This is a genomic window from Poseidonibacter sp. (assembly GCF_041821165.1).
Taxonomy (GTDB): Bacteria; Campylobacterota; Campylobacteria; order Campylobacterales; family Arcobacteraceae; genus Poseidonibacter.
In genome coordinates, this window is the sequence record NZ_JBGUES010000030.1 from 1 (window position 1) to 19,207 (window position 19,207).

At 28.0% G+C, this 19,207-nt stretch carries 23 protein-coding genes; 22 read left to right on the forward strand and 1 reads right to left on the reverse strand.

Annotated elements, in window-relative coordinates; genetic code table 11:
- Positions 1-167: 167 nt before the first annotated feature.
- Genes obgE through fmt form a run of 3 tightly spaced genes read left to right on the forward strand, consistent with a single transcriptional unit; the run spans position 168 to position 2,982 of the window.
- Positions 168-1,256 carry a GTPase ObgE gene (gene obgE / locus ACERKK_RS04230; protein ID WP_373771832.1) on the forward strand — a complete coding sequence of 363 codons (1,089 nt, stop codon included), beginning with the start codon at positions 168-170 and terminating at the stop codon, positions 1,254-1,256.
- Between the two features lie 6 nt (positions 1,257-1,262).
- Positions 1,263-2,036, forward strand: coding sequence for a glutamate 5-kinase (gene proB / locus ACERKK_RS04235; RefSeq protein WP_373771833.1), 774 nt, complete (start codon positions 1,263-1,265; stop codon positions 2,034-2,036).
- A 25-nt stretch (positions 2,037-2,061) separates the two neighbouring features.
- Positions 2,062-2,982, forward strand: coding sequence for a methionyl-tRNA formyltransferase (gene fmt / locus ACERKK_RS04240; RefSeq protein WP_373771834.1), 921 nt, complete (start codon positions 2,062-2,064; stop codon positions 2,980-2,982).
- A gap of 20 nt (positions 2,983-3,002) precedes the next feature.
- Here fmt and ACERKK_RS04245 read toward each other — a convergent pair whose 3' ends face one another.
- Positions 3,003-3,896 carry an AEC family transporter gene (locus ACERKK_RS04245; RefSeq protein WP_373771835.1) on the reverse strand — a complete coding sequence of 298 codons (894 nt, stop codon included), beginning with the start codon at positions 3,894-3,896 and terminating at the stop codon, positions 3,003-3,005.
- Positions 3,897-3,961: 65 nt separating this feature from the next.
- Between ACERKK_RS04245 and ACERKK_RS04250 the strand changes: the two genes are divergently transcribed.
- The 19 genes from ACERKK_RS04250 to ACERKK_RS04340 all read left to right on the forward strand — a co-directional run bounded on the left by ACERKK_RS04250 (position 3,962) and on the right by ACERKK_RS04340 (position 19,019).
- The gene (locus ACERKK_RS04250; RefSeq protein WP_373771836.1) at positions 3,962-4,597 is read left to right on the forward strand and encodes a biotin--[acetyl-CoA-carboxylase] ligase; all 636 of its coding nucleotides are present in this window, start codon (positions 3,962-3,964) and stop codon (positions 4,595-4,597) included.
- Positions 4,594-5,370, forward strand: coding sequence for a ParA family protein (locus ACERKK_RS04255; protein ID WP_373771837.1), 777 nt, complete (start codon positions 4,594-4,596; stop codon positions 5,368-5,370). The genes ACERKK_RS04250 and ACERKK_RS04255 overlap by 4 nt, the downstream gene beginning before the upstream one ends.
- 30 nt (positions 5,371-5,400) lie before the next feature.
- Positions 5,401-6,255, forward strand: coding sequence for a ParB/RepB/Spo0J family partition protein (locus ACERKK_RS04260; RefSeq protein ID WP_373771838.1), 855 nt, complete (start codon positions 5,401-5,403; stop codon positions 6,253-6,255).
- Positions 6,256-6,371: 116 nt separating this feature from the next.
- On the forward strand, positions 6,372-6,794 hold the full coding sequence (locus ACERKK_RS04265) for a F0F1 ATP synthase subunit B' (protein WP_373771839.1): 423 nt from the start codon (positions 6,372-6,374) through the stop codon (positions 6,792-6,794).
- A gap of 11 nt (positions 6,795-6,805) precedes the next feature.
- Positions 6,806-7,318 (forward strand): F0F1 ATP synthase subunit B, encoded by a 513-nt coding sequence (locus ACERKK_RS04270; protein WP_373771840.1) that lies wholly within the window; start codon positions 6,806-6,808, stop codon positions 7,316-7,318.
- Positions 7,318-7,848, forward strand: coding sequence for a F0F1 ATP synthase subunit delta (locus ACERKK_RS04275; protein WP_373771841.1), 531 nt, complete (start codon positions 7,318-7,320; stop codon positions 7,846-7,848). Before ACERKK_RS04270 ends, ACERKK_RS04275 begins: the two co-directional genes overlap by 1 nt.
- Positions 7,849-7,869: 21 nt before the next feature.
- On the forward strand, positions 7,870-9,387 hold the full coding sequence (gene atpA / locus ACERKK_RS04280; RefSeq protein ID WP_373771842.1) for a F0F1 ATP synthase subunit alpha: 1,518 nt from the start codon (positions 7,870-7,872) through the stop codon (positions 9,385-9,387).
- A 10-nt stretch (positions 9,388-9,397) separates the two neighbouring features.
- Positions 9,398-10,282 carry an ATP synthase F1 subunit gamma gene (gene atpG, locus ACERKK_RS04285; RefSeq protein WP_373771843.1) on the forward strand — a complete coding sequence of 295 codons (885 nt, stop codon included), beginning with the start codon at positions 9,398-9,400 and terminating at the stop codon, positions 10,280-10,282.
- A gap of 18 nt (positions 10,283-10,300) precedes the next feature.
- The gene (gene atpD, locus ACERKK_RS04290) at positions 10,301-11,695 is read left to right on the forward strand and encodes a F0F1 ATP synthase subunit beta (protein WP_373771844.1); all 1,395 of its coding nucleotides are present in this window, start codon (positions 10,301-10,303) and stop codon (positions 11,693-11,695) included.
- 19 nt (positions 11,696-11,714) lie between these two features.
- Entirely contained in the window at positions 11,715-12,092 is a 378-nt protein-coding gene (gene atpC / locus ACERKK_RS04295) for an ATP synthase F1 subunit epsilon (RefSeq protein ID WP_373771845.1), read from the forward strand.
- 129 nt (positions 12,093-12,221) lie between these two features.
- Positions 12,222-12,659 carry a MotA/TolQ/ExbB proton channel family protein gene (locus tag ACERKK_RS04300; protein WP_373771846.1) on the forward strand — a complete coding sequence of 146 codons (438 nt, stop codon included), beginning with the start codon at positions 12,222-12,224 and terminating at the stop codon, positions 12,657-12,659.
- Between the two features lie 4 nt (positions 12,660-12,663).
- A complete protein-coding gene (locus tag ACERKK_RS04305; RefSeq protein ID WP_373771847.1) occupies positions 12,664-13,053 on the forward strand; it encodes a biopolymer transporter ExbD in 390 nt (129 codons plus the stop codon).
- A 3-nt stretch (positions 13,054-13,056) separates the two neighbouring features.
- Complete coding sequence (locus ACERKK_RS04310; protein ID WP_373771848.1) at positions 13,057-13,794, forward strand: TonB C-terminal domain-containing protein; 738 nt, start codon at positions 13,057-13,059, stop codon at positions 13,792-13,794.
- A gap of 2 nt (positions 13,795-13,796) precedes the next feature.
- The gene (gene tolB, locus ACERKK_RS04315; RefSeq protein ID WP_373771849.1) at positions 13,797-15,068 is read left to right on the forward strand and encodes a Tol-Pal system protein TolB; all 1,272 of its coding nucleotides are present in this window, start codon (positions 13,797-13,799) and stop codon (positions 15,066-15,068) included.
- Between the two features lie 54 nt (positions 15,069-15,122).
- Positions 15,123-15,677 carry an OmpA family protein gene (locus ACERKK_RS04320; protein ID WP_373771850.1) on the forward strand — a complete coding sequence of 185 codons (555 nt, stop codon included), beginning with the start codon at positions 15,123-15,125 and terminating at the stop codon, positions 15,675-15,677.
- 3 nt (positions 15,678-15,680) lie between these two features.
- Positions 15,681-16,676 (forward strand): tetratricopeptide repeat protein, encoded by a 996-nt coding sequence (locus tag ACERKK_RS04325; RefSeq protein WP_373771851.1) that lies wholly within the window; start codon positions 15,681-15,683, stop codon positions 16,674-16,676.
- 20 nt (positions 16,677-16,696) lie between these two features.
- Positions 16,697-17,230: a peptidylprolyl isomerase gene (locus ACERKK_RS04330; RefSeq protein ID WP_373771852.1), complete on the forward strand. Its 534-nt coding sequence runs from the start codon at positions 16,697-16,699 to the stop codon at positions 17,228-17,230.
- Positions 17,231-17,398: 168 nt separating this feature from the next.
- The gene (fabD, locus tag ACERKK_RS04335) at positions 17,399-18,331 is read left to right on the forward strand and encodes an ACP S-malonyltransferase (protein WP_373771853.1); all 933 of its coding nucleotides are present in this window, start codon (positions 17,399-17,401) and stop codon (positions 18,329-18,331) included.
- Positions 18,324-19,019, forward strand: a complete 696-nt coding sequence (locus ACERKK_RS04340) for a 5'-methylthioadenosine/adenosylhomocysteine nucleosidase (RefSeq protein ID WP_373771854.1) — start codon at positions 18,324-18,326, stop codon at positions 19,017-19,019. Before fabD ends, ACERKK_RS04340 begins: the two co-directional genes overlap by 8 nt.
- The last annotated feature ends 188 nt before the right edge of the window (positions 19,020-19,207 follow it).

Below are 19,207 nucleotides of genomic sequence, written 5' to 3' on the forward strand. Positions count from 1 at the left end.
AGTTTACGCTTCGTAATTCTGATTCTGAATGGTTTTAAAAAAGGGTGTTGGCATATGCTAACACCCTTTTTTTATTTAAATAACAATAAAAGTGATTAATTAAAAGTTAACAATCAAAATGATTATTTTGTTCTTGGTTTTTAATTTTTCATTTAATGGAGATTAAAATGTTTATAGATAATGCTAGATTTGTAGTTTCATCTGGAAAAGGTGGACAAGGTTGTTCATCATTTAGAAGAGAAAAGTTTGTTGTAAAAGGCGGACCAGATGGTGGAGATGGTGGAAAAGGTGGTGATGTTTACTTCTTAGTTGATAGTAATACAGATACTTTATCTAATTATAAAGGTAGAAAAGTATTTAAAGCTGAAAATGGTAAACAAGGAATGGGTTCAAGAATGACTGGTAAGTCTGCACCTGAACTTGTACTTGTTGTTCCTCCTGGAACACAAGTTTTTGATAATAAAACAGGTGAACTTTTACTTGATTTAATAGAAGAAGGTCAAAAAATTAAACTTCTTGAAGGTGGAAAAGGTGGATTAGGAAATGTTCACTTTAAAAACTCAAGAAATCAAAGACCAACTTATTTCCAACCTGGATTACCAGGAGTTAGCCAAGAAATAAGATTAGAATTAAAATTAATTGCAGATGTTGGATTAGTTGGATATCCAAATGTTGGTAAATCAACATTAATTTCAACAACATCAAATGCAAATCCAGAAGTAGCTGATTATGAATTTACTACATTAACTCCTAAATTAGGTGTTGTTGAAGTAGGTGATTATAATTCATTTGTAATGGCTGATATTCCAGGAATTATTGATGGTGCTAGTGAAGGCAGAGGATTAGGATTAGAGTTTTTAAGACATATTGAAAGAACTAAAACCTTATTATTCTTAATTGATGTTGCAAATTATAGAACTATGATTGACCAATATAATGTTTTAAAAGAAGAAGTTGCTAAATTCTCAACTGAATTATCAGGAAGAAAATTTGCAATTGCTTTAAGTAAAATAGATGGTTATTATGGTGAAGATTTACAAGCTGATATTAAAAAGTTTATTTCTGATATTGGATTAGAAGAAGCAAAATCAAATGAATATGGTTTTGATAAAGAGTATCCATATTATGTACAAGATTTAACTTATTCAAGATATGATGAAAGTAAACCATATTTTGTATTACCAATTTCTTCAGTTACAAGAAAAAATACAAAATCAATAGCCTTTGCATTATATAGTTTATTAGAAAAAAAGTAGTAATAAATGAGAAAAAGAGTTGTTATAAAAGTTGGATCTGCTGTATTAAGAGAAGATAATAAATTAGCTTTTAGCCGAATGGAAAATCTTGTTGCTTTGATTTCAAAATTAAAAAATGAGAAAGATACTGAAGTTATTTTAGTATCTTCAGGTGCAGTTGCTGCTGGTAATATTACTTTGAATCTAGATAGAAAAGAAGTGATTAATAGACAAGCCCTAGCTGCAATTGGACAACCTTTATTAATGAAATACTATAAACAGTATTTCGCAGAATTTAATATTAAATGTGCTCAAATGTTACTAGTAGCAGAAGATTTTGATTCAAGAAAAAGATCAAAAAATGCTAAAGATGTAATGGAAGTACTTTTGAAAAACAATATTTTACCAATTATTAATGAAAATGATGTAATTGCAAATGAAGAATTACTATTTGGAGATAATGATCAATTAGCTGCACATGCTGCATATTTCTTTGATGCAGATATTTTAGCAATTTTGAGTGATATTGATGGTTTTTATGATAAAAACCCAAATGAATTTGATGATGCAAAAATATTGAAAAATGTAAACTATATTGATGAATCAGAACTTTTAATGAAACATACTGCAAATTCAGAATTTGCAACAGGTGGTATTGTTACAAAATTAAAAGCAGCAGATTTTTTAATGAAAAGAAATAAATCAATGTATTTATCTTCTGGTTTTGATTTAACTAATGCTTATGATTTTTTAGTTGATGGAAATCATAAAAGTGGAACAGTTTTTAAAACAGAAAAATAAAGTATTTAAATTATCAAGGATTAAAATGAGTAAAAGAATTCTATTTATGGGAACACCTGATTATGCAAGTATTATTTTTGCAGAACTATTAGAAAGTAATTATGAAATAGTTGGACTTTTTACTCAACCTGATAAACCAGTTGGTAGAAAACAAATACTAACACCTCCTCATATTAAACAATTTTGTTTAGATAAAAATCTTGATATTCCAATTTATCAACCAATAAAACTTAGAAATAATGAAGAAGCTAAAAAACAAATTTCTGATTTAAATCCAGATTTTATTATTGTTGCCGCATATGGACAGATACTACCAAAAGAGATTTTAGATATTGCTCCTTGTATTAACCTTCATGCTTCATTGCTTCCAAAGTACAGAGGTGCAAGTCCTATTCAAGAGTCATTATTAAATGATGATTATTTTACAGGTGTTACTTCAATGCTTATGGAAGAGGGCTTAGATTCAGGTGATATCTTAGGTTTTCAATATTTAAAAATTACTAATACAATGGAAGTTTCACAAGCATTTAATGAATTATCACATATTGCTGCAAAATTAACTATTACAACTTTAGATAATTTTGAAAATATAAATCCAAAAAAACAAGATGAATCAGAAGTTACTTTTTGTAAAAAAATAAAAAAAGATAATGGTTTAGTTGATTTCTCATCAGCAAAAAAATTATACTTAAAATATAAAGCTTATTCATATTGGCCTGGAATATTTTTAGAATCAGGGTTAAAATTAAAAGATATTGAGTTACTTGAAAATGAAAGTTCTAACAAATCAGGAAATATTCTTGAAATAAAAAAAGATTATATAATTGTAGCTTGTTCACAAGGTTCATTAAAAATCAAAACTTTACAAGCACCATCTAAAAAAGCTGTTTGTTCTGTTGATTATATAAGAGGACAAAGACTAGAAGAAGGAAGTGTTTTAGTTTAACCCCTTCTGTTTTATATACATCATGCTAAATATGATGTATATAATGTTATTGTTACTAAACTTAACAATACTCCTAATACTAGTGCATTAATTGCCACTTTTTCATCTAAACCACCCTTTATAGCTAAAACTGTTGCCATAGTCATTGGTGGCATTGCAACCTCAATAATTGTAACTTTTACCCATGTTTGATCAATACCATAAAATAATTGGAAACCAATTAACACGATAATTGGAACTATCACCATTTTTAGTAACATAGCCATTGTTACAATATGAAACTTTACAAAAATATGCTTAAGCTCTAATTTCATACCAATAGCAATCATTGCAATAGGAACTAAAGTTGAACCTAATGTATCTGCTGTTAAAGATATAAATGTAGGAATTTCAAAGTTCTTTGTAAGTATTGTAATAAAAAACATTAAAGCAGGCGGAAATAAAAACATACTCTTAAATATAGATTTTGTATCATTTTTTCTTCCTGAACCCCAAGTAATTATAAACATACCAATAGAAATTAAAAGTAAAAATGAACCAAATAAATCATAGATAAGTCCATAAACAATATAGTCTTGACCATAAAATGCATCAATATATGAAAAACCTATAAATGAAGTATTCCCAAATGTTGCCATAATCATAAAAGTAGCTAACAAAAGTTTATTTAATTTCATTAATTTACCAATAAAATATGCAAGTGCTAAATTTAATAAAATAAAGCACATAAACATTAAAATAAGACCTAATATTCTTTGGTCTAATTCAAGCGGATAAATTTTTGAAAAAACAATTGCAGGAAGTGAAAAATAAATTATAAATTCAATTAATTGTTTAGAATTGTCATGATAAATAATTTTAAATAAATATCCTACTAACAAATACATAGCAATAGGTAAAACTGGATCTAACACATAATAACCTTTTTAAAAAATTATATTTAATATATTCTTGAAAAGTAATTATGTATAATACTAAGATGAAAATAATTAAATTAAATGAAGTAAACTCAACACATACTTATTTAAAAGAGTATATAAAAGAACATTCTTATTCTGAACCTTTATGTATTATGACTGATAATCAAATTAATGGTATTGGTAGTAGAGGTAATAATTGGACAGGTGTTAAAGGAAATCTATTTTTTTCTTTTGTTTTATTAAAAGATGATTTACCAAAAGATTTACCAACTCAAAGTTTTTCTATATATTTTTCTTTTTTATTAAAAGAAGTTCTAAAAGAAAATGCTTCAAAGATATGGCTTAAATGGCCAAATGATTTTTATATTGATGATAAAAAAATAGGTGGAACTATTACAACTTTATCAAATAATTTTGTTTATTGTGGAATTGGATTAAATTTAATTCATGTAGATGAAAACTTCGGAAATTTAGATATTAAAATTGATTCACAAAAGATTTTACAAGAGTATTTTTCTAAATTAAATGAATCTAATTCATGGAAGCAGATTTTTAACTCTTTTAAGATAGAATTCGAAAATAGTCGAAGATTCCAATCAACCATTGAAAATCAAAAAGTATCATTAGCAAATGCTGTATTAAATGAAGATGGCTCGATAGATGTAAATAAAAAAAAGGTATTTAGTTTAAGATGACAGAAATTATCGCAATAGCCAACCAAAAAGGCGGAGTAGGTAAAACTACTACAGCAGTTAATTTAAGTGCTGCTTTAGCCCTAGAAGGAAAAAGAGTACTACTAATTGATGCTGATCCTCAAGCAAATGCAACAACATCTCTAGGATTTCACAGAGATACATATGAATACAATATTTACCATGTAATGTTAGGTACAAAAGAATTAAATGAAATTATTTTAGATTCAGAAATTGAAAATTTAAAAGTAGCACCATCAAATATTGGACTTGTAGGAATTGAAAAAGAGTTCTACAAAAATACAAAAGATAGAGAATTAGTATTAAAAAGAAAAATTGACCCAATTAAAAAAGATTTTGATTATATAATTATTGATTCACCTCCAGCACTTGGACCAATTACAATTAATACATTAAGTGCTTCAAATTCGGTTTTAATACCAATACAATGTGAATTTTTTGCATTAGAAGGTTTAGCACAGTTATTAAATACAATTAAACTTGTTAAACAAACAATAAATAAATCTTTAGAAATTAGAGGTTTTTTACCAACAATGTATACATCTCAAAATAATTTATCTAAGCAAGTTTTTGCAGATTTAGCAAAACACTTTGAAACAAAATTATTTAAAGTAGATGATAGCTCATATATTGTTATACCAAGAAATGTTAAATTGGCAGAAAGTCCAAGTTTTGGTAAACCAATAATGTTATATGATGCAAGTGCAAGTGGTACAAAAGCATATACTAACTTAGCAAAAGCAATTGCTGGTTAATTAATATAAATTTATTATTAGGAATTATTTATGGCATTAGGTAGAGGATTAGGAGAATTATTAGGTGAAGTTGAAAGTGCATATGAAAATTCATCGCAAAAAAGTAAATTAAGTATATTAGAAATTGATGTATCTTTAATAAAAGCCAACCCTAATCAACCAAGAAAAATATTTGATGAAGATAAACTTAAAGAATTAAGTTTATCTATTGTTGAACATGGTTTATTACAACCAATAACTGTTATTGAAGATGGTAATGGTGAATATATTCTAATAGCTGGTGAAAGAAGATTAAGAGCGCATAAACTAGCAAAACTAAAAACAATTAAAGCAATTGTTACAAAAGTTGAAGAATTAAAATTAAGAGAACTAGCATTAATTGAAAATATTCAAAGAGCTGATTTAAATATTGTAGAATTAGCATACTCTTATGCTCAATTGATAAATGAACATAATATTACTCATGAAGAATTATCAAAAAAAGTATTTAAAAGTAGAACTTCAATAACAAATACACTTAGATTATTACAATTAAGCTCTTATGTACAACAAAACCTTGCAAGCAGTAAAATTACAGCAGGACATGCAAAAATAATGTTAGGCCTAAGTGATAGTGAACAAAAAATGGTGTGTGATTCTATAATAGGTCAAAAACTTTCTGTTAGAGATACTGAAAAAATTGTTAAAGATTTAAAAAATAAAGATAAAGTAATTACTAAAAAGAAAAAAGAAATTACTAATTATGATTTTAAACCTTTAGATAATGTTTTAAAAAAATTAGAAGAAAGCAAACTAAAGGTTAAAGCTGAAAAGAATTATTTTAAAATAGAAATTAACTCTCAAGAGGATATTGATTTAATATCTAACTACTTTAAGTTACATTAGTAACAAAATATAAAAAAATTTAATCTAATTTTTTCTTTTAATAAAAAATTATAGTTAACTTTGCTAAAATATATGTGTTTTAGTTAAACTAAACTGTAAAAAATATGGAGGAATGAATGTTAGACATAAGTCCTGTATTATTGCTTAGCTCTGGTATCATCTTTCTTTTAGTTGTTGCTAGACTAAACAGTTGTCTATTTGTTCCATTACTAAAGCACATGGATGATAGAGCGGCTTCTATTTCTAAAGATTTAGAAGATGCAAAATCAAACGGTGCTGATGTTAATGGTATGATAGTGGAGGCAAACAATGTGATTGCCGAAGCTAAAAGAGAAGCAGCTGCAATTCGAGAACAAGCTTATAAGGAAGCCAAAGAGAGTGCTGATGCAAAACTTGCAAATGCTAAATCTAAATTAGAGGCGAAATCTGATGATTTTGCTAAAAGCTTAGAAAATGAAACAAAAGCGTTGAGAGACACTTTAGTTTCTGCTATGCCTCAATTTAATGATAGCTTAAAAACTAAGCTTAGCTCAATTTAAGGGATGTGGAAGTGAAAAAATTTTTATTACTTGGATTAGCTTTAGCTCCTGTTGCATTACTTGCAAGTAGTGAAGGTGCGGAAACTGATATAGTTCAAAGAACCGTTAACTTTGTAATTTTTGCTGGAATTTTATGGTATTTACTTGCTGATAAAATTAAAGCATATTTTGCTGAAAGATCATTATCTATTCAAGCTGAGTTAGATAAAGTACAAGATACTTTAAAAGCCTCAAAAGATAAAGTTTCTGATGCACAAAAACAATTAGAAGATGCAAAAAGACTTGCAGCTGAAATTGTAGAAAATGCAAAATCTGATATAGATTCTGTAAAAGAAAAAGTATCTATTGCTGTTGATTCAGATATCGCTAATTTAGAAAAAAATCTAGATGAAATGATGAAAGTTGAAACATCAAAAGCTAAAAAACAAGTTGTTGCTGAAGTTTTAGAAGACCTATTAAAATCAGACAATATTAAATTAACTCAAGATGAGTTAGCAAATATTGTTCTTAAAAAGGTAGCGTAATGAATGATTTAGTAGCAAAAAGGTATGTAAAAGCATTAGTAGAAGGTAGAGATACTAAAATTATTGATGCTGTGAGTAAAAATCTAAATGTAATTTCTTCGGCATTTGCTGATGATAAGTTTAATGCAATTGTTACTTCTCCTGAAGTTAACGATGGTAAAAAGATTGAGTTAGTTATTTCATTAGTGAAAAAAGCTGATAATACTTTAATTAATCTTGTTAAATTACTTGGTGAAAAAAGAAGATTAGAATTAATTCCATTTATTGCAAATGAACTTAATGTTCAAATTGCAAAAATGAATAATACTTATATTGGTGTTATTTATACTAATCAAAAATTATCAGGTGATTATGTAAATTCGATTGAAAAACAATTTAGTAAAAAATTTGATGTTGAATTATCATTATCTCAAAATGTTTGCGATTATGATGGTATTAAAGTAGATATTGATGGACTTGGGCTTGAAATTTCTTTCTCGAAAGAAAGATTAAAATCTCAGATGATTGATCATATTTTAAAAGCAATTTAGAACTTATAAAGGAGAATTTGAATGGGTACAAAAATTCAAGCTGATGAAATCAGTTCTATCATTAAAGAAAGAATTGATAACTTTGAATTAAATGTAGATGTAAATGAAACTGGTAAAATCATCTCTTATGCAGATGGTGTTGCACAAGTTTACGGTCTAAAAAATGTTATGGCTGGAGAAATTGTTGAGTTTGAAAATGGCGAAAAAGGTCTTTCTTTAAACTTAGAAGAATCTTCAGTAGGTGTAGTTGTACTTGGTAAAGGTGAAGGTCTAAGAGAAGGAACTTCTTGTAAAAGACTTGGTGAACTATTATCTACTCCTGTTGGTGAAGGTATGATCGGTAGAGTTGTTAATGCTCTTGGTGAACCTATTGATGGTAAAGGTGCTATTGAATCAACTGAATCAAGATTAGTTGAAGAAAAAGCTCCTGGTATTATGTCTAGAAAATCTGTACATGAGCCATTACAAACTGGTATTAAAGCTATTGATGCACTTGTTCCAATTGGAAGAGGTCAAAGAGAGCTTATTATTGGTGATAGACAAACTGGTAAAACAACTGTTGCTATTGATACAATTCTTAACCAAAAAGGTGAGAATGTTAAATGTATCTATGTTGCAATCGGTCAAAAAGCATCAACTATTGCTTCTGTTGTAAGAACATTAGAAGAAGCTGGTGCAATGGAATATACTACTATTGTTAATGCAGGTGCAGCTGATTCTGCAGCATTACAATTCTTAGCTCCATATACTGGTGTAACTATTGGTGAATTCTTTAGAGATAACGGTCAACATGCGCTAATCGTATATGATGATTTAACTAAACATGCCGTAGCATATAGAGAAATGTCTTTATTATTAAGAAGACCTCCAGGTCGAGAAGCATTCCCAGGGGACGTATTCTACCTACACTCAAGATTACTTGAGAGAGCTGCAAAAATGTCTGATGAAAAGGGTGCTGGTTCTATGACTGCATTACCAATTATTGAGACACAAGCTGGAGATGTTGCTGCATATATTCCAACAAACGTAATTTCTATTACTGATGGACAAATCTTCCTAGAAACTAACCTATTTAACTCAGGAATTAGACCTGCAATTAATGTTGGTTTATCTGTATCTAGAGTTGGTGGAGCTGCACAAATTAAAGCTACTAAGCAAGTTGCTGGTACTTTAAAATTATCTTTAGCACAATATAGAGAACTTGAAGCGTTTGCTCAATTTGCATCTGATTTAGATGAAGCTACTAGAAGAGAATTAGAGCTTGGTCAAAGAATGGTTGAAGTACTTAAACAAGGTGTTAACGCTCCTTTAGTAATTGAAAAACAAATTGTTATTCTTTATGCTGGTACAAAAGGTTATTTAAATGATGTTGCAGTTGAAGATGTAGTTAAGTTTGAAGCTGAGTTACATGCTTTCTTTGCTCAAAAATATACTAATATTTTAGATGCAATTAAATCTAAACAAAAACTAGATGGTGATACTGAAGCTGAATTAAAAGCTGCTTTAGAAGAGTTTAAAACTGTATTTAGTGCAAACTAAGGATTAGTCAATGGCTAACTTAAAAGAAATTAAATTACAAATTGGTAGTGTAAAAAATACTCAGAAGACAACTAAAGCTATGAAGCTTGTTTCTTCTGCAAAACTAACGCGAACTAGACAATTGTCTGATCAAGCTAAAAGTTATGCAGCTAAGATAAATGATGTTCTTTCTGATATTGCTGCTAGAGTTAGCAAAGTTCAAGACGAAGGAAATATTGGCAGAGCATTTGTTTCAAATGACAATCCAAAAACAGTTGATATTGTTTTTGTAACTGCTGACAAAGGACTTTGCGGTGGTTTTAATATGGCAACAATTAAAACTGTTAGTAAAATCATGTCTGATTATGAAGCAAAAGGTACTAAAGTTAGATTAAGAGCTGCAGGAAGAAAAGGTGTTGATTACTTTAACTTCCAAGGTATTTCTTTAGACCAAGCAGTTTCAGATCTTTCTTCTGCTCCTGAATATGATAGAGCAGCTGATTTTATTAAAGATGTTGTAGAAGACTTTACAAATGAAGTTACTGATAAAGTAATCGTTGTTTATAATGGTTTCTTAAACATGTTAACTCAAGAAATTAGAGTTAGAGAATTGTTACCAGTTAGCTTAGAAAAAGTTGAATTAAATGAATCAACTTCTATGTTAAATATTGAACCAGATGATGATGAAGAAGTGTTAAATGAATTAACAGGTAAATATATTGATTTCAATATGTATTACGCTTTAATTGATTCTTTAGCTGCTGAACATTCTGCAAGAATGCAAGCAATGGAAGCAGCAACAAAGAATGCAAAAGAGAAAGTTGATTCGTTAACAGTAGAATACAATAAAGCTAGACAAGCTGCAATTACAACAGAGCTGATAGAAATTATCAGTGGTGTTGAATCGTTAAAATAATTTAAAGGAGCTGCCCGTATGAAAGGTAAAGTTATTCAGGTAATGGGTCCTGTTGTTGATGTTGAATTCGACGGCTACCTACCAGAAATTAATGAAGCTATCAATGTAGTATTAGCGGACGCTAATGCTGATAGATTAGTATTAGAAGTTGCTGCACACATTGGAGATAGTAGAGTTAGAACTATTGCAATGGATATGACTGAAGGTTTAACTAGAGGTCAAGAATGTAACGCAACAGGAGGTCCTATTAAGGTTCCTGTTGGAGATGCTGTATTAGGAAGAATTTTCAATGTTATTGGTGATCCTGTTGATGAAGGTGAAGCTGTTCCTGAAGATACTCCAAGATGGTCTATTCATAGATCTGCTCCTTCTTTTGAAGAGCAATCAACTAAAACAGAAATGTTTGAAACTGGTATCAAAGTTGTAGATTTACTTGCTCCTTACTCTAAAGGTGGAAAAGTAGGATTATTCGGTGGTGCTGGTGTTGGTAAAACAGTTATTATCATGGAATTAATCCATAATGTTGCTTTCAAACATTCAGGATACTCAGTATTCGCAGGTGTTGGTGAAAGAACAAGAGAAGGTAACGACCTTTATTACGAGATGAAAGATTCTAACGTATTAGATAAAGTTGCTTTATGTTATGGACAAATGTCTGAGCCTCCAGGTGCAAGAAATAGAATTGCATTAACTGGTCTTACAATGGCTGAGTACTTCAGAGATGAAAAAGGTCTTGATGTATTAATGTTCGTTGATAATATCTTTAGATTTGCACAGTCAGGTTCTGAGATGTCTGCATTATTAGGAAGAATTCCTTCAGCAGTTGGTTACCAACCAACACTTGCTTCAGAAATGGGTAAATTACAAGAAAGAATTACTTCAACTAATAAAGGTTCAATTACTTCTGTTCAAGCTGTATATGTACCTGCGGATGACTTAACAGATCCAGCTCCTGCTTCTGTTTTTGCTCACTTAGATGCAACTACAGTACTTAATAGAAAAATTGCTGAAAAAGGTATTTACCCAGCAGTTGATCCATTAGATTCTACTTCTAGAATTTTAAGTGCAGACGTTCTTGGACAAGAGCATTATGATATTGCAAGAGGTGTTCAATCAGTTCTTCAAAAATATAAAGATTTACAAGATATTATTGCAATTCTTGGTATGGATGAATTATCTGAAGCTGATAAACTTGTTGTTTCTAGAGCAAGAAAAATCGAAAGATTCTTATCTCAACCATTCTTCGTTGCAGAAGTATTCACAGGTTCTCCAGGTAAATATGTAGAATTAAAAGATACTATTGCAGGATTCAAAGGAATCTTAGAAGGTAAATATGATGATTTACCAGAAATGGCATTCTATATGGTTGGTGGAATTGACGAAGTTTTAGCAAAAGCTGAGAACTTAAAATAATTAACCATTAAGGCATAACATGGATACAATTAAATTATCAATTGTTACACCTAATGGAGAAATTTTTAACGATGACGTTAAAACAGTGACTCTTCCTGGAAAAGAGGGAGAGTTCGGTGTTTTACCTGGTCACTCGGCTTTAGTTTCTTCATTAACTGTAGGTGTAATTGTAATTGAAAGAGCTGATTCTACTGATGCAGTTGCTATTAACTGGGGACATGTTAAAGTAGATGAAAATTCAGTTGATGTTCTTGTAGATGGTGCTATTGCATTAACTCAAGGTTCAGACTCTGAGATCGCTAAAAATATTGATGCAGCAAAAGAATTAGTTAATTCTGTAAAAGATTCTAACATTTCTGTTGCATCTGTTGAAGCAAAAATTAATACATTTGCCTAAAAGCTTATGATAAACACAATACTAAATTATTTGACTAACAGTAGTGCTATAACTTATATAGTTTTAGCACTATTGTCAATCTATCTTATTATCACGATTTGGATTTTCACATATAGATACATGATTGTTATGGGTTTAATTGCAAATGAGCAAAAATCATTAGAGTCCTTGACTTCAAGATCTGCTACATTTTCACCTTTATCAGCACTTAACAAATGTTCAAATAGTTCTAATTCAAAAGAATTATTATACGCATGTGAAATTAATATTATTAAAGATGCAAGTAATGGAATCTCATGGTTAGCTATAATTTCTTCAACATCTCCATTTATTGGATTATTTGGTACAGTTGTTGGTATTTTAGAATCTTTCGCTAAGTTTTCATCACAATCAAAAGTTGCTTTTTCAGTTATTGCACCTGCAATATCAGAAGCATTAGTTGCAACAGCTGCAGGAATTTTTGTAGCTATTTTTGCTTATACTTTCCATCAAATACTAGTTAGAAAAGTATATGAGTTAAATACTTATATAAAGGCACAAGCTCAAATTTTAATAGCAAAGGGTTAATATAATGTATGATTTTAACCAAAAACCAGATTTAAACATCACTCCTTTAGTTGATATTATGTTAGTTTTACTTGCTATTTTAATGGTTACTGCTCCAGTAATTGAATTTGAAGAACCTATTAATCTTCCAAAAGGAAGTAAATCAAGACAAGTTCAAGATTTTCAAAAAATTAATATTTTAGTTTCAAAAGAAAGAATTGTAATAATCAACAAAAAAAAATATGATATAAGCAATTTTGCTGATAGCTTTTTATTATTTTCAAATGGAAAAGATAAAAATACACCTGTTTATATTAGAGCAGATAAAACATTACTTTATGATGATATTATATTTGTATTAAAATCAATAAAAGAAGCTGGTTTCTTTAAAGTATCATTAGTAACAGATAGTTAATAAATGCAAAAAACTTCATCATTTTATATAGCTGGATTAATTTCTTTTTCTTTTTATATTCTAGTTTGTTTACTTGTTGTGTACTATATTAGTGCTCCAAAAGTTAAAACATATACTGTTAAATCTAAATCAACTGTTATTGAATTAGATATGATAGTAATTAAAAGTGATAAAAAAAGAATAGAAAAAAAAGAAGAAAAAAAAGAAAAAACACTTGATGAAGTTTTTTTAAAAAAAGAGACTTCTGTTTCTAGTAAAAAGACAGCAAATATTAAATCATTATTTGGAAATGTAAAAACTAATGCTGCTAAAATTTCTAAAAATGAAGTTAATAATACAAAACAATCTCTTAGTTCTAAAAGATATAAAGCTAAATTTGATAAAGTAAAAAAATCTTCTAATATAAAATTAGATACACTTCTAAATGATAAAACAACAACTACAAATACTAATAGTACTAATGTAAATAAAAATAAAGAATCAGATGAATATTTTTCAAAAGTTGATTCTTTATTATCTGCATGGACTCCAACTGTTAGAGTAGATGGTTTAATATCAACAGTATTAATTTATATTGATATAAATGGTAAATTTGAATATAAAATATTAAAATATTCTGGAAATAATACTTTTGATTTATCATTAAAAGATTTCCTAGATGAACAAAAAAATATTTCATATCCAATACCAGAAAAAAACAAAGTTATACAAATTTCAGTAGACTTTAAATCAGAAGGATAAAAATGTATAAAATTATAATGATAGTTAGTTTATTACTAAGTTCTGTCTTTGCACAAATTGATGCAAAACTTGAGATTATTAAAAAAACAAATACTTCACCAAAAATACTTATTTCTATTGCAAATGATACTTTAGAGTTTCAAACATTAGATAAAATTAAAAATTTATTATCAAAAGATTTAGAAATCAGTGGACATTTTGATGTTGTTGATGACTTAAGTAAAATTAACTATGCACAGGTACCAGATCTTATTTCACTACGAAATAAAGAAATTGATTTATATCTTAATATTTCAGCTTCAAAAGATGTTTCAGGAAATTACACTTTACTTACTAAATTATTTGATATAAACTCACAATCTTTAATAATGGAAAAATCATATACAACTATTAAAGAAGAAAGATTTCCTTTTTTAGCACATCGAACAGCTATTTCTATAAATGATTATTTTGATGCACCTAGTATTGCATGGATGGACAAATTTGTTGTGTTTTCAGTTTATAAAGACTCTGGTAAGTCAGATATTATGATAGGAGATTACACTTTAACTTTTAAGAAAACAATTGTAAGTGGGGGATTAAATATTTTTCCAAAGTGGGCTAGTGAAAATCAAAAAAGTATTTATTACACATCATATAATTATGAAAAACCAACTTTAGTTAAGTTAAATATTTTTACACGAGAAAAAAATATTATTATGAGTTCAGATGGTATGATTTCTTGTTCAGATGTTAATTCAGATGGAAGTAAAATTTTAATTACGGCTTCACCAAATTCACAACCTGATATTTATTTATATAATGTTAATAATAAACAAAAACATAAAATTACATCATATAGTGGTATAGATGTTGGTGGACAATTTATTGATAATGATAAAAGAATTGCATTTGTATCAGATAGATTAGGAACTCCAAATATATTTGCAAAAAGTATTAATTCAGCTGGTGTTGAAAAATTAGTTTACCATAGTAAAAACAATTCATCAGTTACAACATTTAATGACAATATTGTTTATTCAAGTAGAGATTCATATAATGAGTTAAGTGATAAAAGTTTTAATTTATATTTTATGTCAACTAAATCAGATGATTTAAAAAGATTAACAGCAAATGGTATTAACCAATTCCCTAAATTCTCTACTGATGGTGAAACTTTACTTTATATAAAAAGATATAATTCAGTAAGTTCTTTAGGTATAATTAGACTGAACTTTAACAAATCTTATTTATTCCCATTAAATGATAAAAGAATTCAATCAATTGATTGGTAATTAAGTTTTGATTTAGTAGAATCAAAATAAATTTTTAATTTTAAGGATAATTTCATGAAAAAAATTAGCATTTACTCTTTCTTAGTTGCATCTGTTTTATTTACAACTGGTTGTAGTCAAAAAAATGTAGAAATGAACGTTGATAATGGAAATACAAATTCTGAATCAGCATTAAATACAATTCCGGATACTAACATTAATGAAATAATGGATGGTAGTTTTTCTTTATCTGAAAAGACAAGTACTGGTACTTCTTATATTATTAATGGTAAAAATGTATCAATCGAAAATGTTTATTTTGGATTTGATAAATACACTTTAACACCTGAGATGAAAGAAGTTGCAATGTCAAATGCATCTAAATTATCTGTAATTAATCCATCTGCTACTGTTAAAATTTCTGGAAATACAGATGCATGGGGAACTGATGAATATAACTATGCATTAGGTTTAAAAAGAGCAAAAGCAGTTAAAGATGTTTTAGTAAATAATGGTGTAACTGCAAATGTATCATTAGTATCTTTAGGTGAAAGTAATCCTGTTTGTACTGAAAAAAAATCTGCTTGTTATGAAAAAAACAGAAGAGTTGAACACACTCTAATTAAATAATTCATGAAAAAAAGTATATTATTTATCCTGTTAGTTAGCACATTAATAGAAGCTCAAGAAGTTTCTGTTTTTGGTGCTGGCGATCTTAATTCTAAAAATCCTTATGGGTTAAATTCTTCAGAAAAACACATCTTAAAAAATCAAAAAAGATTAGGTCAACTTTCTACAAAAGTAAATGATGTTAATACATTAATTGAATCTGTAAATAAAAGACTTGAAGGATTAGAATCAATTTTTGAAGGAGACTCTTCTAAGTTAAATACTACAGTTTTAAAAATGAATGATTTAGTTAACAAAGTTGAACTTGCTTCTGAAAAAGTTAATAAGAATTTACTAGATACTGCTGAAATAAAAACAGTTTCAGTTGAACTTTTAAATATGAAAGAAGAAACAGATAAAGAATTTAAAAAAAATATTGATGATTTAAAGAAAGTTGTTTCTAAAATATCAAAACTTGTTAATAAGATTAATTCAGAATACGTATCATCATCTGAATTAAAATCAAATATGAATCAATTTATTACAAGAGAAGAGTTTAATGAATTAAAGAAGAGTTTAGGATTAAAAGCTAATTCTATTAATGCTAATAATTCTACAAGTGAAAAAACAAACTCTTCAAATGAAAAATTAACTTCAAATGAAAAAGCTAAAATGAGTGCATCAGCTAAAAAATATTATGAAAAACAATATTTTAAAAATGCAATACCTCTTTTTGAAAAGTTAGTTTCATTAAATTATAAACCTGCTGAAGGTAATTATTATCTAGGTGAAATGTGGTATGTAAGAAAGAAATATGATCTTGCAATAAATCATTTTAAAAAATCTGCTATTCTTTATGATCAAGCAGCTTATATGCCAACATTATTATTGCACAGTGCTATTTCATTTGAAAAAACAAAAGATAAAGAAAATGCTAGAAGTTTTTATAGTACGTTAATAGATCTTTATCCTAGTTCAAGTGAATCAAAAATAGCTAAGAAAAATTTATCAAAATTATAAAATTTAAATAAGGAAAATATATGTCTAAAGTTATTGGTATAGAATATACATTAAAAGACGCAAATTCAGGTGAACAACTTGATACTAATGTTGGTCAAGCACCATTAGAATTTATTTCAGGAAAAGGTCAAATTATTCCTGGATTAGAATCTAAAGTTATAGAAATGGCAGCAAATGAAGAAGCTGACGTTTTAGTTGAGCCTAAAGATGGTTACGGTGAGTATAACGAAGAAGCTGTACAAAATTTACCAAAAGAGCAATTTGCTGGTATTGAATTAACTGAAGGTATGAGTCTTTATGGTACTGGTGAAAATGGTGAAACTGTACAAGTTGTAGTTAAATCATTTACAGATGAAGAAGTAACAATTGATTACAATCATCCAATGGCTGGAAGAACTTTAATGTTCTCAGTTTCAGTATTAAGCTTAAGAGACGCATCAGAAGAAGAAATTCAAACTGGTGTAGTTGGTGGAATGGCTGCAATGAGCGGTGGTTGTTGTGGTGGAGGTTCTTCAGAATCTAAACCTGCTACTGGTGGATGTGGTTGTAATTAATAGTTGCTAGGATAGCAAACCATTTTAAATTAATACAATTAATATAAACTTTGCCCAAATGTATTTATACATTTGGGCAAAACTATTTTTTAGCGTTTAGCTTAAACATTAAAAAATAGTTTTACAAAACTAATATAACAAAAATTTTTATTATAAAAAGGTATTTAAATGAAAAAAGTTGCTTTTATTTTTCCAGGACAAGGTAGTCAAACTGTTGGAATGGGGAAAGATTTTTTTGAAAATAGTGATATTGCAAAAGAAATGATTTCAAAAGCTAGTGATAGACTTGGAATTAATTTTGAAGAATTATTATTTACAGAAAATGAAAATTTAGGAAAAACTGAATTCACACAACCTGCAATATTATTAGTAAGTTCTATTGCAAATGCAATTTTCAAAGATAAATATGATATAAAACCAGAATTTGTTTTAGGTCATTCTTTAGGAGAATTCTCTGCATTAGTTGCAGCTGGAGCAATTGATTATTTAGATGCAATTGAATTAGTTCATAAAAGAGGTTTATTTATGACAGAAGCTTGTTCTGGTGTTGGTGCTGGTATGATGGCACTAGTTGGACTTGACGATACAACTGTTGAAAACTTATGTGAAGAACAAAGAAAAAATGGTAAAAAGATTTGGCCAGCTAATTATAATATGGATGGACAGTTAGTTCTTGCTGGAATTAAATCAGACTTAGAAAGTGTAGTTGATCTATTTAAAGAAGCAGGGGCTAAAAGAGCTATTGTTTTAGATATGTCAGTTGCTTCTCATTGTGAGTTATTAGGTTCTTCTGTAGAAAACTTAAAACCTTATTTAGAAGAATTTTTAAAAGATGAATTTACTGATATTATTTCAAATGTTAGTACTGAAGCTTATAATTCTAAAGATGAAGCTATTGAATTATTATCATCTCAATTAACTTCACCTGTTAAATATAAACAATCAATTTCAGCAAATACAAATAGAGTAGATGCTTTTATTGAATTTGGAAATGGAATTGTATTAAAAGGTTTAAATAGAAAAATCTGTAAATCAATACCAACATTAAATGTAAGTGATTTTACTTCATTAGAAAAAACAATCGAGGCTTTAAATGACTAAATTAGCAATAATGGGAGCTATGGAAGAGGAAATTGAACCTCTTTTATCTCACTTTGAAAATGTAAATATTGTTGAATATGCAAATAATAAATTTTATGAAGTTAATTATAATGGTTTAGATATTGTAATTGCTTATTCTAAAATTGGAAAAGTTTTTGCTTCATTAACAGCAAGTACTATGATTGAAAAATTTTCTTGTGATACTTTACTTTTTTCAGGAGTTGCAGGTGGAATTAATCCTGAACTAAAAATTGGAGATTTAATTATTGCTGATAAATTATGTCAGCATGATTTAGATATTACTGCTTTTGGACATCCAAATGGTTATGTTCCTGGTGGAAAAGTTTTTGTTGAAACAAATGAAAACTTAAGAAATATTGCAAAAAAAGTAGCAAATGAAAATAATATTTCTGTAATAGAAGGTACTATTGCAACAGGTGATCAATTTGTTCATTCAGTTGAAAGAAAAGAATTTATACAAAATACTTTTAATGCAGATGCGTTAGAAATGGAAGGTGCAAGTGTTGCTGTTGTTTGTGATGCTTTAAATATTCCATTTTTCATACTAAGAGCTATATCTGATACAGCTGATATGGATGCTGGATTTGATTTTGATGAATTTCTAAAATCAAGTGCAAAAAATTCTGCTGATTATATTGTTAAAATAGTTGATCAATTAAATAAATAAAAATAGGGTAATAAGCTTTTAGTTTATTACTCACCTTTCTAATCTTATATTCTTCTAAATAAATCAATATCTATAAAAATAACTTAATTCAATTTATATGTAAATCTTACTTATATTACAAAACCTCATATATAAGAAAAATAAATAATAAATAATCTTCAAAGTTTTATACAAACATAAAAAAACAG

Bases quoted from the DNA above. Each gene is read 5' to 3' on its own strand.
- obgE (WP_373771832.1), top strand. From the start codon at position 168: ATGTTTATAGATAATGCTAGATTTGTAGTTTCATCTGGAAAAGGTGGA.
- proB (WP_373771833.1), top strand. From the start codon at position 1,263: ATGAGAAAAAGAGTTGTTATAAAAGTTGGATCTGCTGTATTAAGAGAA.
- fmt (WP_373771834.1), top strand. From the start codon at position 2,062: ATGAGTAAAAGAATTCTATTTATGGGAACACCTGATTATGCAAGTATT.
- ACERKK_RS04250 (WP_373771836.1), top strand. From the start codon at position 3,962: ATGAAAATAATTAAATTAAATGAAGTAAACTCAACACATACTTATTTA.
- ACERKK_RS04255 (WP_373771837.1), top strand. From the start codon at position 4,594: ATGACAGAAATTATCGCAATAGCCAACCAAAAAGGCGGAGTAGGTAAA.
- ACERKK_RS04260 (WP_373771838.1), top strand. From the start codon at position 5,401: ATGGCATTAGGTAGAGGATTAGGAGAATTATTAGGTGAAGTTGAAAGT.
- ACERKK_RS04265 (WP_373771839.1), top strand. From the start codon at position 6,372: ATGTTAGACATAAGTCCTGTATTATTGCTTAGCTCTGGTATCATCTTT.
- ACERKK_RS04275 (WP_373771841.1), top strand. From the start codon at position 7,318: ATGAATGATTTAGTAGCAAAAAGGTATGTAAAAGCATTAGTAGAAGGT.
- atpA (WP_373771842.1), top strand. From the start codon at position 7,870: ATGGGTACAAAAATTCAAGCTGATGAAATCAGTTCTATCATTAAAGAA.
- atpG (WP_373771843.1), top strand. From the start codon at position 9,398: ATGGCTAACTTAAAAGAAATTAAATTACAAATTGGTAGTGTAAAAAAT.
- atpD (WP_373771844.1), top strand. From the start codon at position 10,301: ATGAAAGGTAAAGTTATTCAGGTAATGGGTCCTGTTGTTGATGTTGAA.
- atpC (WP_373771845.1), top strand. From the start codon at position 11,715: ATGGATACAATTAAATTATCAATTGTTACACCTAATGGAGAAATTTTT.
- ACERKK_RS04300 (WP_373771846.1), top strand. From the start codon at position 12,222: ATGGGTTTAATTGCAAATGAGCAAAAATCATTAGAGTCCTTGACTTCA.
- ACERKK_RS04305 (WP_373771847.1), top strand. From the start codon at position 12,664: ATGTATGATTTTAACCAAAAACCAGATTTAAACATCACTCCTTTAGTT.
- ACERKK_RS04310 (WP_373771848.1), top strand. From the start codon at position 13,057: ATGCAAAAAACTTCATCATTTTATATAGCTGGATTAATTTCTTTTTCT.
- tolB (WP_373771849.1), top strand. From the start codon at position 13,797: ATGTATAAAATTATAATGATAGTTAGTTTATTACTAAGTTCTGTCTTT.
- ACERKK_RS04320 (WP_373771850.1), top strand. From the start codon at position 15,123: ATGAAAAAAATTAGCATTTACTCTTTCTTAGTTGCATCTGTTTTATTT.
- ACERKK_RS04325 (WP_373771851.1), top strand. From the start codon at position 15,681: ATGAAAAAAAGTATATTATTTATCCTGTTAGTTAGCACATTAATAGAA.
- ACERKK_RS04330 (WP_373771852.1), top strand. From the start codon at position 16,697: ATGTCTAAAGTTATTGGTATAGAATATACATTAAAAGACGCAAATTCA.
- fabD (WP_373771853.1), top strand. From the start codon at position 17,399: ATGAAAAAAGTTGCTTTTATTTTTCCAGGACAAGGTAGTCAAACTGTT.
- ACERKK_RS04340 (WP_373771854.1), top strand. From the start codon at position 18,324: ATGACTAAATTAGCAATAATGGGAGCTATGGAAGAGGAAATTGAACCT.